Raw genomic sequence first — 13,659 nt, forward strand, 5'->3', positions numbered from 1 at the left:
AGGACCCATGAGCCGCCCTGTGCAGGAGCCGCACCCGTCCGATCCCGACCGCCCCGAGGTCGCCGCCCGCCCCGAGGTCGCCGCCCGCACCCACGTGGGAGCGGTCCGCGAGCTCAACGAGGACACGTGGGTCACCGTGGGGGAGCCGCTCGTGCTCGCCGCGGTGGCGGACGGGATGGGAGGTCACGAGGCCGGCGAGGTGGCCTCGGCCGCCGCCGTCGAGCTGTTGGAGCGGCGCGCCACCGAGGTCCTCGCCCCCGGGAGCCCGCACACCCTGGAGGAGCTCGCCGCCCTCGTGCACGAGGCCGACGCGGCCGTGATCGAGGCCGGCCACGCCCGCTCCGGCACCACGCTGACCCTGCTGGCCTGCCTGGACGCCGAGCGCAGCCGCTGGGCGATCGCCAACGTGGGGGACTCCCGCGTCTACCGGCGGCCCGCCGACGCGCCGGTGCTCCAGCAGGTCACGGTGGACCACTCCGCCGTGCAGCTGCTCGTGGACGCCGGCCGGCTCACCGCGGACGAGGCGCGTGTGCACCCCCGGCGCAACGTGATCACCCGCGCCCTGGGCTCGCTCGAACCGCTCACCGTGGACGTGACGGAGGTGGACGCCGCCTCCGGCGACACGTTCGTGCTGTGCAGCGACGGCCTCACGGGCGAGCTGACGGACGAGGAGATCCGGGCGCTGCTGGACGACGCCGCGGACCTCGAGGAGGCCGCCGAGCAGCTCGTCCACGCCGCCCTGTGGCGCGGTGGACGGGACAACATCACCGTGGTGCTGGTCCGGATCCCCTGAGGTGTCCGGGACGGGAACTAGGGTGGTCCCCGTGAGCACCCCCGAGCCCTCCGTCGGCCCCGACGCCCCCGGACAGATCCCCTCCGAGCGCCTCCGCGAGGAGTACGAGACGCTCGTCGAGCAGGTCCGCGCCGCGCGCACCGCGTACTACCAGCAGGACGCCCCGGAGCTCTCGGACGCGGAGTACGACGCGCTGTACCGCCGCCTCGAGGACATCGAGACGCTGCACCCGGAGATCGTCGCCAACGACTCGCCCACCCAGGAGGTCGGCGGCGAGGCCTCCGCCGCGTTCTCCCCGGTCACGCACGGGGCGCGCATGTACTCGCTCGAGGACCTGTTCTCCGAGGACGAGCTGCGCACCTGGTTCCTGCGCACCGCGGGCACCCTGACGGCGGGCCGCCCGGAGGCGGCTCCGGCGTGGACGGTCGAGGTGAAGATCGACGGGCTGGCCGTGAACCTGCGCTACCGGGAGGGCCGGCTCGTGCAGGCCGCCACCCGCGGCGACGGGCGCGTGGGCGAGGACGTCACGCAGAACGTGCGCACCATCGCCGACGTCCCCCAGACGCTCACGGGCAAGGGATGGCCGGCCGAGTTCGAGGTGCGCGGTGAGGTCTTCATGTCCTCCGCCGCCTTCGCGGAGCTCAACGCGCAGCGCGCAGAGGAGGGTCTGCCGCCCTTCGCGAACCCGCGCAACGCGGCCGCCGGCTCCCTGCGCCAGAAGGATCCCGCCGTCACGGCCCGGCGCCCGCTGTCCATGATCCTGCACGGCGTCGGCGCGGGGCCGGACCTCGGCGTCGCCTCCCAGCACGAGGCCTACGACGCGCTGGCGGCCTGGGGCCTGCCCGTGAGCCCGTACACGCGCCTCGTGGAGGGCGCGGACGAGGCCGCGCTGGCCGACGTCGTCGCGGTGATCGAGGAGTACGGGCGCCGCCGGCATGAGCTGATCCACGAGATCGACGGCATCGTGGTCAAGGCCGACGCCTTCGCGGACCAGCGCCTGCTCGGCCACACCTCCCGCGTGCCCCGCTGGGCGGCCGCGTTCAAGTACCCGCCGGAGGAGGTGCACACCCTCCTGCTCGACATCCTCGTCAGCGTGGGCCGCACCGGCCGCGTCACCCCCTTCGCCCACATGGAGCCCGTGTCGGTGGCCGGGTCCACCGTCTCCCTGGCCACGCTGCACAACCAGGACGTGGTCAAGGCCAAGGGCGTGCTGATCGGGGACACCGTCATCCTGCGCAAGGCGGGGGACGTGATCCCCGAGGTCGTGGGCCCCGTGCTGCCGCTGCGCGAGACCGCAGCCGAGCGGGGCATCGAGCTGCGCGAGTTCGTGATGCCCGCGGCATGCCCGTCCTGCGGGACCCCCCTGGCGCCTGCCAAGGAGGGGGACGTGGACCTGCGCTGCCCCAACGCTCGCTCGTGCCCCGCCCAGCTGGCCGGCCGCGTGGAGCACCTCGGCTCGCGCGGGGCGTTCGACGTCGAGGCGCTCGGCGAGGAGGCCGCCCGCTGGCTCGTGAACGGGCCCGGCCCGGATCCGGCCGAGAACGGCGGTCGGGTGCTCCCCGAGGGCGCCGGCGTCATCACCGCGGAGGCGCAGGTCTTCGACCTCGCCTCCGGCACGCCCGAGGAGATCACGGGCCCCCGCGGCGAGGACGGCCTGACGGACCTCCAGCGCTCGCTGGGCGACGTCCGGGTGTGGCGGGAGACGCGCACCAAGGTGGACGGCACGTTCGTGCCCTCCGGGAGGTTCGAGCTCAAGCCGTACTTCTTCACCGCGGGCACGGCGAAGAAGCCGTCCGGGCCCACCGCCAACACGCTGCGCCTCTTCGACGAGCTGGAGAAGGCCAAGTCCCAGCCCGTGTGGCGCACCCTCGTGGCGCTGTCCATCCGGCACGTCGGCCCGACGGCGGCCCGCTCCCTGGCCACCGCGTTCGGGTCCATGGCGGCGCTGCGCGCGGCCGCGGAGGCGGGGCAGCGGGACCGGCTCGCGGAGATCGACGGCGTGGGCCCGATCATCGCGGACGCCCTCATCGAGTGGTTCGCGGAGGACTGGCACCGTGAGGTGGTGGACCGCTGGGCCGCCGCGGGCGTCTCCATGGAGGACGAGCAGGACGAGTCCATGCCCCGCACGCTGGAGGGCGTGACCGTGGTGGTCACCGGATCGCTCGAGGGCTTCTCCCGCGACTCCGCGAAGGAGGCCATCCTGGTGCGCGGCGGCAAGGCGTCCGGCTCCGTCTCCAAGAAGACCCACTTCCTCGTGGCCGGGGAGAACGCGGGAACCAAGCTGGAGAAGGCCGAGCAGCTCGGCGTGCCCGTGCTGGACGAGGCCGGGTTCGTCACGCTGCTGGCCGAGGGGCCGGCGGCGTTCGCGGGGGAGGAGACGGCCGAGGGGGAGGCCGGAACGGGGGAGGACGCCGGATGAGCCCCGCCCCGCAGCCCCGCGCCGCAGCGCGTCCGACCCCCACCACGGCGGGCCTGCTCGTCATCGCCAAGGCCGCCGCACGGGCCGGGGCGGACGTGCTCGCCCAGCGGTGGGTCCGTCACCACCCGGCCACCCCGCTGACCGCGGCCTCGCTCGGCGCCGAGACCAAGTCCTCCGGCTCGGACTGGGTCACGGACTACGACCGCCGCGCCGAACAGGCCGTCCGCGCCGTCATCACCGGCTACCGGCCGGACGACGAGCTCATGGGCGAGGAGTACGGCGCCACCGTCCCCTCGCGTCCGAGCGGGCTGCGCTGGAGCATCGACCCGCTCGACGGCACCACCAACTTCGTGCGAGGGATCCCGCAGTTCTGCACCTCCGTGGCCGTGATGGGCCCGGCGGACGCCGCTGTCGCCGAGCGCCTCGGCGTGCCGGAGGGGACGCCGCGCTGGCTGGCGGGCGCCGTCGTCGCCCCCGCGCTGGGGCGCACGTGGTTCGCGAGCGCGGGCGAGGGTGCCTTCAGCACCGCGGACGCGACGACGGCGGGTGTCGAGCTGCCGGGCCGGGACGAGGCCCCCGTGCGCCTGGCCGGCCCCGTGCCCGGCCGCTCCGGGAGGCTGTTGGCCACCGGCTTCGGCTACGACCCCGCGCGTCGGCAGGTCCAGGTGCGCGCCCTCGAGGCGCTGCTGCCCGGCTTCGGGGACGTGCGCCGCATCGGCTCGGCCGCCCTGGACCTGTGCATGGTGGCGGACGGCACCCTGGACGCGTATGCCGAGTTCGGCACGCAGGAGTGGGACTGGGCCGCCGGCGCGCTGATCGCGGAGGAGGCCGGGGCCCGCGTGCGCCGGCCCGCGAGCGGCGACGGCACGGCCGATCCCGGCTGGATGGTGGCCGGGGACGTGGACGAGGCCGCCCTGACGGCGGCACAGGAGGTGACCGCGTGAGACGGCTGGTGGGCGATCCCTGGTTCTACCCGGTGCTGTTCGCGGCGTCGGGGATCTTCTTCGCGGTGTGGGGCACGGTGAACCGGAACCTCGCGGTGATCGCGTCCTCGCTGGTGCTGCTGTCCTTCGCGCTGCGCTATCTCCGGGCCACCCGGGTGCGCTCCCGCCCGCTCGCCGGCGCGGAGGCGCACGTGGCGGCGGGCGGCGTCGTGGTGTTCTGGCGGCCCGGCTGCCAGTACTGCATGACGCTGATCAAGGCGCTCACGCCCGCGGAGCGCGCGGCGGCCTCCTGGGTGAACATCTGGACGGACGCCGAGGCTGCGGCCGCGCTGCGCCGCCTCCACGCACGGCGCGAAGGTCGCGAGCACGAGGCCGTCCCCACGGTGTGGGCGCGGAAGAAGGACTTCATCGTGGCCGACGACGCCTCGCGCGCCCGCCTGAAGGACATGCTGCGGGCGGCCACGCCCGCGCAGGAGGGGAGCGCCCGATGAGCGGGATCCACGTCCGGGCGCTGCGCCCCGAGGACCACGACGCCGTCGCCGCGCTCACGCTGGCCTCCTACGTGGACGGCGGGCACATCGACCCCGACTCCGCGTACGTGCGGACCCTCACGGACGTGGCCTCCCGGGCGGAGAAGGCGGAGGTCCTCGTCGCCGAGCTCGACGGGCAGGTGGTCGGCTCCGTGGTGCTCACCCCGCTGGGCTCGCCGATGGCGGAGACCGCCGTGGAGGGGGAGTACGAGTTCCGCATGCTGGCCGTGCACCCGGACCACCACCGCCGCGGCGTCGCCCGCGCCCTGATGGCCGCGATCGTGGAGCGGGCCCGGGCCCTGCCCGGGATCGAGGCCATCGCCCTGACCACCATGCCGACGATGACCGACGCCCACCGGCTCTACGAGCGCATGGGCTTCGTGCGGCTGCCCGAGCGGGACTGGCACCTGCGGGACGTGGTCCCGGACCTGGACCCGGCGGACGAGGCCGGTCCCTTCATCGTGTACCGGATGCCGCTGGGCTGACCCGCCCCCGCAGCCCGGCCCGGCTGCCGCCGTGTCCCGTCCGCGCGCGCCGCTAGACTCGGTCCGAACCGAAAGCGGCCCGTCCGGCCCCGTCGCGCGTCCGCGTGCCCGGCCCGGCCACGCCGTCCGACACCACCGTCGTGAAGGAGATCCATGCCGGAGATCACCCGGGAGCAGGTGGAGCACCTCGCCCGCCTGGCCCACATCCAGATGAGCGAGGAGGAGCTGGCCCAGATGCCGGGCGAGCTCGAGGAGATCCTCGCGGCCGTCGAGGACGTGCGCGCGGTGGCCACCGCGGACGTGGAGCCCACCTCCCACCCCATCGCCCTGCACAACGTGTTCCGCGAGGACGTGCCCACGGGCATGCTCACGCAGGAGCAGGCCCTGGACCAGGCGCCGGACGCCGAGGACGGCCAGTTCAAGGTCCCCGCGATCCTGGACGGAGAGTGATCACGAGCATGACCGAGACCTTCGATGTGAACGCCGAGGCGGGCGCCGACCAGCTGGTCCGCCTCACCGCCCTGCAGATGGCCGAGCGCCTGCGCGCCGGCACGACCACCTCCGTGGAGCTCGTCCAGGCGCACCTGGACCGCATCGCGGAGTTCGACGGCGACCCGCGCGCCGACGCCGCAGAGGACCGCGGCGTGCGGGCGTACCTGCACGTCAACGCGGAGGAGGCGCTCGCCGTCGCCGCCGAGGTGGACGCGATCCGCGCCGCCGGGGGCGCCGAGGCCGAGGCCCTGCACCCGCTGGCCGGCGTGCCGGTGGCGATCAAGGACAACATCGTCACCGTCGGGCAGCCCACGACGGCGGCCTCCAGGATGCTCGACGGCTGGATGAGCCCGTACGACGCCACGGTCATCGATCGGATCCGCGCCGCCCGCCTGCCGATCCTGGGCAAGACCAACATGGACGAGTTCGCGATGGGCGGCTCCACCGAGTACTCCGCGTTCGGCGTGACCCGCAACCCGTGGGACCTGGACCGGGTGCCCGGCGGCTCCGGTGGCGGCTCGGCCGCCGCGGTGGCCGCGTTCCTCGCCCCGTTCGCCCTGGGCTCGGACACGGGCGGCTCCATCCGCGAGCCCGCCGCGTTCACCGGCACCGTGGGCGTCAAGCCCACGTACGGCGCCGTGTCCCGCTTCGGCGTGATCGCGATGGCCTCCTCGCTGGACCAGGTGGGCCCCGCCGCGCGCACCGTGGCGGACGCCGCCGCGCTGCAGCAGGTGATCGCCGGCCATGACGAGCGCGACTCCACCTCGCTGCCCGAGGAGCCCGCCGACCTCGGCGCGGCCGCTGCCCGCGGGAACCTCTCCGGCCTGCGCATCGGCGTGATCGCCGACCTGCGCGAGGACGGCTACCACCCCGGTGTGAAGGCAGCCTTCGACGCCGACGTCGCCGCCCTGCGCGAGGCGGGCGCGGAGATCGTCGAGGTCTCCTGCCCGCACTTCCACGCGGCCCTGGGCGCGTACTACCTCATCATGCCCTCGGAGGTCTCCTCCAACCTGGCCCGCTTCGACGGCGTCCGCTACGGCAACCGCGTGGTCCCGGCCGGCGGCGGCACGATCGAGCAGGTCATGGGCGCCACCCGCGCCGCCGGCTTCGGCCCCGAGGTCAAGCGCCGCATCATCCTGGGCACCTACGCCCTCTCCGCGGGCTACTACGACGCCTACTACGGCTCCGCGCAGAAGGTCCGCACGCTCGTGCAGCAGGACTTCGCGGCCGCCTTCGAGCAGGTGGACGTGCTGCTGAGCCCCACCGCGCCGGGCACCGCCTTCGCGCTGGGGGAGCAGACGAAGGATCCGGTCACCATGTACCTCAACGACTACGCGACCATCCCGGCCAACCTGGCCGGCGTTCCGGGCATCTCGGTGCCCGGCGGCCTCGTGGACGGCCTGCCGTACGGCCTGCAGTTCACGGCCCCGGCGCGCGAGGACGCCCGCCTGTACGAGGTGGGCGCCGCCGTCGAGGCGCTGGTGACCCGCCGCGGCGGCTCGCCCGTGTGGGCGCAGGCCCCCGAGCTCGAGAAGGGCGCGCAGCGCCGCACCGGCGCCGAGCGCGCCACCACCGCGACCACGGCAGGAGGCCGGGCATGAGCCACGCAGAGCAGACCATGGACTTCGCGGAGGCGATGGAGCGCTTCGACCCCGTGCTGGGCTTCGAGGTGCACGTGGAGCTGAACACCGCCACGAAGATCTTCTCCTCGGCGCCCAACGCGTTCGGCGACGAGCCGAACACCAACGTGACCCCGCTCGACCTCGGCCTGCCCGGCACCCTGCCGGTGCTCAACCGCGAGGTCGTGGAGTACGCGATCCGCCTGGGCGTGGCCCTGGACGCGCAGGTCGCCGAGACCTGCCGGTTCGCACGGAAGAACTACTTCTACCCGGACACGCCGAAGAACTTCCAGACCTCCCAGTACGACGAGCCGATCGTCTTCGACGGCCACCTGGACGTCGAGCTGGAGGACGGTGAGGTCTTCCGCGTGGAGATCGAGCGCGCGCACCTCGAGGACGACGCCGGCAAGCTCACCCACATGGGCGGCTCCGGCCGGATCCAGGGCGCGGCGAACTCGCTGGTGGACTACAACCGCGCCGGCGTGCCGCTGATCGAGATCGTCACCAGGCCCATCGTGGGCGCGGGGGAGCGGGCCCCGGAGATCGCGCGCGCCTACGTGGCCGCCATCCGGGACATCGTGAAGGCCATCGGCATCTCGGACGCCCGCATGGAGCACGGCAACGTGCGCTGCGACGCGAACGTCTCCCTCATGGAGAAGGGCGCCGAGGTCTTCGGCACGCGCACCGAGACCAAGAACGTGAGCTCCACGCGCGCCGTGCAGCACGCCGTCACCCACGAGATCCAGCGTCAGGCCGCCGTGCTCGCCGCGGGCGGGACCATCACGCAGGAGACCCGCCACTGGCACGAGGACACGCGCACGACGACGTCGGGCCGTCCCAAGTCCGACGCCGACGACTACCGCTACTTCCCCGAGCCGGACCTCGTGTCCGTCGTCGTGGACGAGGCGTGGATCGAGCGCGTGCGCGCCGAGCTGCCCGAGCTGCCGGCCGTGCGCAACAAGCGACTCAAGGCCGAGTGGGGCTTCTCGGACGAGGAGTTCCGCGACGTCGTCAACGCCGGCGTCCTGGACGAGATCGTCGCGACCGTGGAGGCCGGCGCCTCCGCGGCGGCCGCCCGCAAGTGGTGGATGGGCGAGATCGCTCGCCTGGCGAACGTCCGCGAGGTCACCGTCGCCGAGCTGGGGATCACCCCGGCGCACGTGGTGGAGGTCGAGGAGCTGATCGCCGCCAAGACGATCAACGACAAGATCGCCAAGCAGGTGCTCGGTCTGGTGGCCGACGGCGAGGGCGCCCCGAAGGAGGTCGTCTCGGCGAAGGGCCTGGCCGTGGTGTCCGACGACGGCGCGCTCACCGAGGCCGTCGACGCGGCGATCGCGGACAACCCGGACGTCGTCGAGAAGATCAGGGGCGGCAAGATGCAGGCCGTCGGTGCCCTGATCGGGCCCGTCATGAAGGCGACCCGCGGCCAGGCCGACGCCGGCCGCGTGCGCGAGATCGTGCTGGAGCGCCTCGGGGTGGGCTGAGCAGCCGACCGATGGGCTCACGCGCGGCGCGCGACGGGCGGTCGCCACTTGACCGCCCAGGAGGATGTGAGACCCCTGGCGTCCGGCGACCGTGTAGTAGATGATGGCCACACTTCTGACAGGTCGTCCTCTCCCGGCCCCCTGACGGCACAGGGTGGGCGGCGCGCCTCCGAAGTGTAGCTTCCATCCGAGAGAAGGGGTCCCTCCCATGACATGTCGACGCACTCTGCTGGGCGCCGGCCTCGGCGCCGTCGGCGCCGCGCTGATCGCCCCCGCCGCCTCGGCGGCCACCGGCTCCACCACGTACCGCCAGCTCGTGATCACCCGGGTCACCTACGACTACTACCGCCGCGAGTACGTGGGCACCGGCATGTACGGCGGCGAGCCCGTGCGAGTCCGTTACACCTACTCGTACCGCCTGTACCGCTGGATCGCACTGGTGGAGTCCACGACCCACCAGCAGTGTGAGGACGAGCGGATCGAGTCGGCCTCCCAGTGGACCTGCCTCAACGGGTGCTGGTACCCGGTGTACATCGTGTCTGCCTCTCGCGCGAAGAGGGTGGTAGCGGCTCCGCAGTGGGGCCGTGACCGTACCGGCATGACGGGAACAGGCAACGGGGCGGGGCGTCGAATCCGACGGTCCGCCCCGTTCTGCTGTGCGAACGCTGCGAGGGGCCGCAGTGCTCCCCCTCCCCGCCATCGGAACGTCATGTGCGGTGATTACTTGAGGTAAAGTTTGAGGTGGCAAAACTGAGATCCGGAACAAAGTGGACCCGAGGGTGCGACACACGCCTCTGCCGTCACCTCGACTCGCACCTCTGCCGTCACCTCGACTCGCACCTCTGCCGTCACTCGACTCTCACCCCAGGAGCACCCTCATGACCCAGTTGACCCGTCGTCGCGTCGCGCAGGGGCTGGCGTGGACCGCCCCGGCCATCGCCGCCGCCACTGCCGCCCCCGCCTTCGCCGTCAGCCCCTCGCAGACGCTGGCCTATCGATTCCGTGGGTCGATCTACACCTCCCAGGTCCGCAACGGCGTCGGCTGCACGAACACCACGTACCGTCGCTCCGGGTTGCGGCTCTCCAGCCTCTCGCTGTCCAACCAGGTGTCCATCGGGACCTCGCCCCTGGGGTTCTCCATCGTGGAGATGCCACGCACCGACGGATCCGGCCTCTCGCCGCGGACCACGGCCACACTGGCCAACCCCGTGCAGCTCGTAGTCGCGTACCCCAGTGGGATGGTCGCGAACGTTGCGCAGCCGTTCAGGTTCACCAACGGCACCGGTGACAACTGGAGCGCGCCGACCCGCCGCACGGCCACTCTGACGAGCCCCGACGGCATCACGCAGACCTACGACGTGTTCACGTTCACCTGGCTCGGCAACCGCTCTCAGTCCACGACCCAGGATCGGACCGCCTCAGGAACCCGTCCCACCAGCTGGGCGGGCACCGCCCTCACCGGCAGCTGGGAGGTCAACACGAGCTACTGCGCTGTGAATACCGCCTACTACCTCTCCAACTACTACTCCGGGGGCACCGCCGCGGCCCTCGGCCGCACCGCCGGCAGCTACGGCACCTTCACCACGGCCAACGGGTACACCGGTCTGGTGGTCTCCAACTCCCCGTCCACCGGCGGATGGATCGCGATCAACTGAGCCCGGCGGCGCCCGTCGCTCCGGACTTCGTCGGATCGCCGTGTCCCCGGAGGCTGCAGGACACCCTGGTGGTCGGGCCGTCTCAGTCGCCTGCCCCCGGAGGCGCAACGACGGCATGGTCGTCGGAGAGAGGGTCCTGAGCGGGACGTGCAGACTGACGGGCGGCCTATCAGCGCCCCGCGAGGGCGCAGGACGCCCGCTCGATGCGCGGCACCACCTTGCGCAGCAGCCGCCCCCAGCGGGGGGCGCGGCCGGTGAGCTCCTGGCGGGCTGCGGCGTCGTCGAGGGAGTCCAGGCCGGCGGCGCCCAGCCACACGCGGGCCCGGCGGGCCTCCGCGGGCGTGCGGGCGATGTCCTCGATCCGCTCCTCGCCGTGCCAGATCCCCAGGTAGGCCACGTTGCGGGCTCCGTCGCCGGCGTGGGCGAGGTCCCAGTCCAGGATCCCGGAGAGCTCCCACCGCACGTCGTCCCCGTCCGGGGCGGGCACCCAGTGCATGTTGTGCCCGGCCAGGTCCCCGTGCACCAGCGCGGGCCCGTCCGGGGGCGCGGCGGCCCACGCCGTCACCGCCCCCGCGATCCTCGCGACGAGGCCGGCCCAGTCCGCCGGTAGCGCTCCGGCGTGCTCTGTCGGCAGGGACGCGCCCAGCCGCCCCACGCGCGCCACGCGCTCCGCGGTCCACGGACCCCGGAACGCGAACGCCGGGCCGAGTCCCGCCGCGACGGCCGGGTCGGTCACGTCCACGGTGTCGAGGGCGTCCACGATCCCCCGCAGGACGGTCGGGTCGCCCTCGTGGGGCGGGTGCGGCTGCCCCGGCACGGACGCCTGGAGGACGGCCGCGGCGAGGGGGCGGCCGGCGTCGTCGTCCCGGCGGAGCACCGCCGACAGCGGACGCGGCACCGCGAAGGGCAGGCCCGCGTCCGCGAGGGCCGTCACCAGCCCCACGCGGCGCGGCAGGTGGGCGGCGGGGGAGTCCTCGGGCGCCCAGGCCGCGCCGACCGGGGCGCCGGCCTCGCTGACCCGGGCCATGCGCAGCACGGCCAGGCCGTCGAGCACCAGCACGCGGTGGAACTGGCCGGACTCCACCACGTGCCCGGCCGACCACGCGGCGGCGCGCAGCCGGTCCGCGAGCGCGGCGGGCACGTCCGGGAGCAGCCGGGTCAGGGCCTCGGCCGCCAGCTCGAACTCGGACGCGACGGGGGAGGAGGTCATGTCCCCACGCTAGCGTCCGGGCGCGCGGGGGATACTGGCCCGCATGATCGGCCGCCCCGACCTCCGTTCCGACGCCGCCCCCGCCGCCCGGCCCGCGCTGCCCGCCCCGAGCGCGCGCGTGGTGCGGTGGGAGATCGCGCTCGTCCTGGGCCTGTCCCTGGGGCGCAGCGCGGTGTATGCGGTCGTCCAGCTGATCGACAAGGCCACCCGTGCCCCGCTGGGGGAGCAGACCACGGTGCTGAACCCCGCGCTCAGCCCGCGGTGGGGCTTCGACCTGACCTACCAGCTGCTGGACATCGGCTTCGCCCTCGTCCCCGTGCTGCTGGTGCTGCACCTGACGTGGCTGCGCGGGCGGAACCCGTTCCGCGCGTTCGGCCTGGACCTGCGCCGCCCGGGCCGCGACCTCGCCTGGGGCCTGGCGCTGTTCGTGGGGATCGGCCTGGGCACGCTCGCGGTGTACGCGGCCGGCCGCGCTGCCGGGGTCACGACGGCGATCGTCGCCGCCGCCCTCGACGACACCTGGTACCAGGTCCCCGTGCTGCTGCTCTCGGCCGCGCGGCACGCGCTCGTGGAGGAGGTGATCGTGGGGGTCTGGCTCGTCGACCGCCTCGGCTGGCTCCAGCGGCTGCACACCGCCCGGCGCGCCGGAGCCCCCGCGCCCGCCGCGGAGGGCCCGGGCCTCGTCCTGCCGGCCCGCATCTGGACCGTGGTGCTCGCCCTGGCCGTGCTGCGGGGCAGCTACCACCTCTACCAGGGCGTGGGGCCGGGCATCGGCAACGCGCTCATGGGGGTGGTGTTCACCCTGGTGCTGCTGCGCACGCGCCGGGTCATGCCTCTCGTCCTCGCCCACTTCCTGCTGGACGCGGCCGGGTTCGTGGCGTATCCGCTGCTGCACGAGGCAGGGCTGCTCGGGGTCTGAGCCCCGGACGAGGCCGGCCCCGCCTCGGGGAGGCGGGGCCGGCGTCGTCGTGGTCCGTCCGGGCGGGGAGGAGGGGTCAGAGGGTGACCGGGCCCGCGGGAGTCGTGAAGGTCACCGAGACGATGCCCGGGGTGCCGGAGGGGGCGAGGTAGTCGACGTCGACGTCCGCGACCCCGTCCTCCTCGCCGACCTGCTCGCCGCCGAGCCACTCGATGAGGCGGTCGCGGGAGCCGGCGATGGCCACCTTGTCGATGGAGGCCTGCGGCTCGGCGGCCTGGGACGGGTGCATGTCCTCCTGGCCGTCGGCCCAGCGCACGATGAACGGCAGCTGCGGGTCGGCAAGGGTGCCCTTGACGCCGATCTGACGCCAGGACAGCTCCCGGCCGTCGGGGAAGCGGCGGATGCCGGGCACGGCCTCGCGCTCCAGGCGGCGCTCGAAGCGGCCGATGTCCGGGGTGGAGACGGCCCAGCTCATCCAGCCGCCGCCCTGCTCGGAGCGGGCGCGGACGAGCTGACCGAAGGGGGCGCTGAGGGAGGCCGGGTGGTCCATGGCCTCCACGACCTCGAGCCACTGCCCGTTCCGCATGGGGAACAGGGCGTTGTGGGTGCCGAAGCGCGGGTGCACGCCGCCCTTGATGCGGTCGATGCCGAGGGTCTCGACGAGGCGCTCCACGGTGGCTTCGAGGCCCTCGGGCCCGGCGGCGTAGGAGACGTGGTCCATCCGGCAGGTGTTCACGGCGTTGTTCCTCTCCGAACCCCCGGGCGGGCCGGGCGTCGAACGCGATGGGAGGGCGGCGCCGTCGGCCCCTTGACCTCCGAGCCGCCCCTGTGATTCACAGCGTATCCATGTGTGACACGCCCGATGAAATCGGCCCCGCACTCGTGGCACACTGGCGGCACGGTCACGAGAGTCAGCGTCTTTGCCCCGGCATGCTGACCGGCAACCCTCCTTCCGCGGTGGGGTGCCCCGGGTGACGACCAGGCCGGCTCCCACACGGGCTGCCGGCAAGCGCGGGCCGTCCCCTCGGCCCCTCTCGACGACGCCGGGGCACCCCCGGCGCGAGGCGCCGGGTCGACCCGGCGCACCGACCGCCGGGAGGGACGCGGGT

Annotated in this window: 13 protein-coding genes and 1 riboswitch; of the genes, 11 read left to right on the forward strand and 2 right to left on the reverse strand. The window is 73.9% G+C overall.

The genetic code is table 11. The features are described 5' to 3' along the window. Positions 1-7 precede the first annotated feature (7 nt). The 10 genes from AAG742_RS03050 (at position 8) to AAG742_RS03095 (ending at position 10,421) form a co-directional block, all read left to right on the forward strand. Positions 8-793, forward strand: coding sequence for a protein phosphatase 2C domain-containing protein (locus tag AAG742_RS03050; RefSeq protein ID WP_298711460.1), 786 nt, complete (start codon positions 8-10; stop codon positions 791-793). 31 nt (positions 794-824) lie between these two features. Then, positions 825-3,212 carry an NAD-dependent DNA ligase LigA gene (gene ligA, locus AAG742_RS03055; RefSeq protein ID WP_298711463.1) on the forward strand — a complete coding sequence of 796 codons (2,388 nt, stop codon included), beginning with the start codon at positions 825-827 and terminating at the stop codon, positions 3,210-3,212. Further along, complete coding sequence (locus tag AAG742_RS03060) at positions 3,209-4,156, forward strand: inositol monophosphatase family protein (protein ID WP_298711466.1); 948 nt, start codon at positions 3,209-3,211, stop codon at positions 4,154-4,156. The genes ligA and AAG742_RS03060 overlap by 4 nt, the downstream gene beginning before the upstream one ends. After that, positions 4,153-4,647, forward strand: a complete 495-nt coding sequence (locus AAG742_RS03065) for a glutaredoxin domain-containing protein (RefSeq protein WP_298711469.1) — start codon at positions 4,153-4,155, stop codon at positions 4,645-4,647. Before AAG742_RS03060 ends, AAG742_RS03065 begins: the two co-directional genes overlap by 4 nt. Further along, positions 4,644-5,171, forward strand: coding sequence for a GNAT family N-acetyltransferase (locus AAG742_RS03070; RefSeq protein ID WP_248118151.1), 528 nt, complete (start codon positions 4,644-4,646; stop codon positions 5,169-5,171). Before AAG742_RS03065 ends, AAG742_RS03070 begins: the two co-directional genes overlap by 4 nt. A 153-nt stretch (positions 5,172-5,324) precedes the next feature. Continuing rightward, entirely contained in the window at positions 5,325-5,621 is a 297-nt protein-coding gene (gene gatC, locus AAG742_RS03075) for an Asp-tRNA(Asn)/Glu-tRNA(Gln) amidotransferase subunit GatC (RefSeq protein WP_248118153.1), read from the forward strand. A gap of 8 nt (positions 5,622-5,629) precedes the next feature. Beyond that, positions 5,630-7,264 (forward strand): Asp-tRNA(Asn)/Glu-tRNA(Gln) amidotransferase subunit GatA, encoded by a 1,635-nt coding sequence (gene gatA, locus AAG742_RS03080; protein ID WP_298711472.1) that lies wholly within the window; start codon positions 5,630-5,632, stop codon positions 7,262-7,264. Further along, positions 7,261-8,766 carry an Asp-tRNA(Asn)/Glu-tRNA(Gln) amidotransferase subunit GatB gene (gene gatB / locus AAG742_RS03085; protein WP_298711475.1) on the forward strand — a complete coding sequence of 502 codons (1,506 nt, stop codon included), beginning with the start codon at positions 7,261-7,263 and terminating at the stop codon, positions 8,764-8,766. Before gatA ends, gatB begins: the two co-directional genes overlap by 4 nt. A 208-nt stretch (positions 8,767-8,974) precedes the next feature. Next, positions 8,975-9,499: a hypothetical protein gene (locus AAG742_RS03090; RefSeq protein WP_248118167.1), complete on the forward strand. Its 525-nt coding sequence runs from the start codon at positions 8,975-8,977 to the stop codon at positions 9,497-9,499. Positions 9,500-9,644: 145 nt separating this feature from the next. After that, positions 9,645-10,421, forward strand: a complete 777-nt coding sequence (locus tag AAG742_RS03095) for a hypothetical protein (protein ID WP_298711476.1) — start codon at positions 9,645-9,647, stop codon at positions 10,419-10,421. Between the two features lie 169 nt (positions 10,422-10,590). Here the strand turns inward: AAG742_RS03095 and AAG742_RS03100 are convergent, their stop codons facing one another. Next, entirely contained in the window at positions 10,591-11,631 is a 1,041-nt protein-coding gene (locus tag AAG742_RS03100) for a phosphotransferase (RefSeq protein ID WP_298711478.1), read from the reverse strand. A gap of 43 nt (positions 11,632-11,674) precedes the next feature. On the opposite strand from AAG742_RS03100, the gene AAG742_RS03105 reads away from it, so the two are divergent. Continuing rightward, the gene (locus tag AAG742_RS03105; protein ID WP_298711481.1) at positions 11,675-12,550 is read left to right on the forward strand and encodes a CPBP family intramembrane glutamic endopeptidase; all 876 of its coding nucleotides are present in this window, start codon (positions 11,675-11,677) and stop codon (positions 12,548-12,550) included. A 76-nt stretch (positions 12,551-12,626) separates the two neighbouring features. On the opposite strand, the gene AAG742_RS03110 is transcribed toward AAG742_RS03105, so the two are convergent. After that, on the reverse strand, positions 12,627-13,286 hold the full coding sequence (locus AAG742_RS03110; RefSeq protein WP_298711484.1) for a VOC family protein: 660 nt from the start codon (positions 13,284-13,286) through the stop codon (positions 12,627-12,629). 164 nt (positions 13,287-13,450) lie between these two features. Continuing rightward, positions 13,451-13,568: riboswitch (SAM riboswitch) on the forward strand. The last annotated feature ends 91 nt before the right edge of the window (positions 13,569-13,659 follow it).

It is taken from the genome of Micrococcus sp. 2A (assembly GCF_039519235.1).
Taxonomy (GTDB): domain Bacteria; phylum Actinomycetota; class Actinomycetes; order Actinomycetales; family Micrococcaceae; genus Micrococcus.

Coding starts and splice junctions, on each gene's coding strand:
- AAG742_RS03050 (WP_298711460.1), top strand. CDS start 8: ATGAGCCGCCCTGTGCAGGAGCCGCACCCGTCCGATCCCGACCGCCCC.
- AAG742_RS03060 (WP_298711466.1), top strand. CDS start 3,209: ATGAGCCCCGCCCCGCAGCCCCGCGCCGCAGCGCGTCCGACCCCCACC.
- AAG742_RS03070 (WP_248118151.1), top strand. CDS start 4,644: ATGAGCGGGATCCACGTCCGGGCGCTGCGCCCCGAGGACCACGACGCC.
- gatC (WP_248118153.1), top strand. CDS start 5,325: ATGCCGGAGATCACCCGGGAGCAGGTGGAGCACCTCGCCCGCCTGGCC.
- gatA (WP_298711472.1), top strand. CDS start 5,630: ATGACCGAGACCTTCGATGTGAACGCCGAGGCGGGCGCCGACCAGCTG.
- gatB (WP_298711475.1), top strand. CDS start 7,261: ATGAGCCACGCAGAGCAGACCATGGACTTCGCGGAGGCGATGGAGCGC.
- AAG742_RS03090 (WP_248118167.1), top strand. CDS start 8,975: ATGACATGTCGACGCACTCTGCTGGGCGCCGGCCTCGGCGCCGTCGGC.
- AAG742_RS03095 (WP_298711476.1), top strand. CDS start 9,645: ATGACCCAGTTGACCCGTCGTCGCGTCGCGCAGGGGCTGGCGTGGACC.
- AAG742_RS03100 (WP_298711478.1), bottom strand. CDS start 11,631: ATGACCTCCTCCCCCGTCGCGTCCGAGTTCGAGCTGGCGGCCGAGGCC.
- AAG742_RS03105 (WP_298711481.1), top strand. CDS start 11,675: ATGATCGGCCGCCCCGACCTCCGTTCCGACGCCGCCCCCGCCGCCCGG.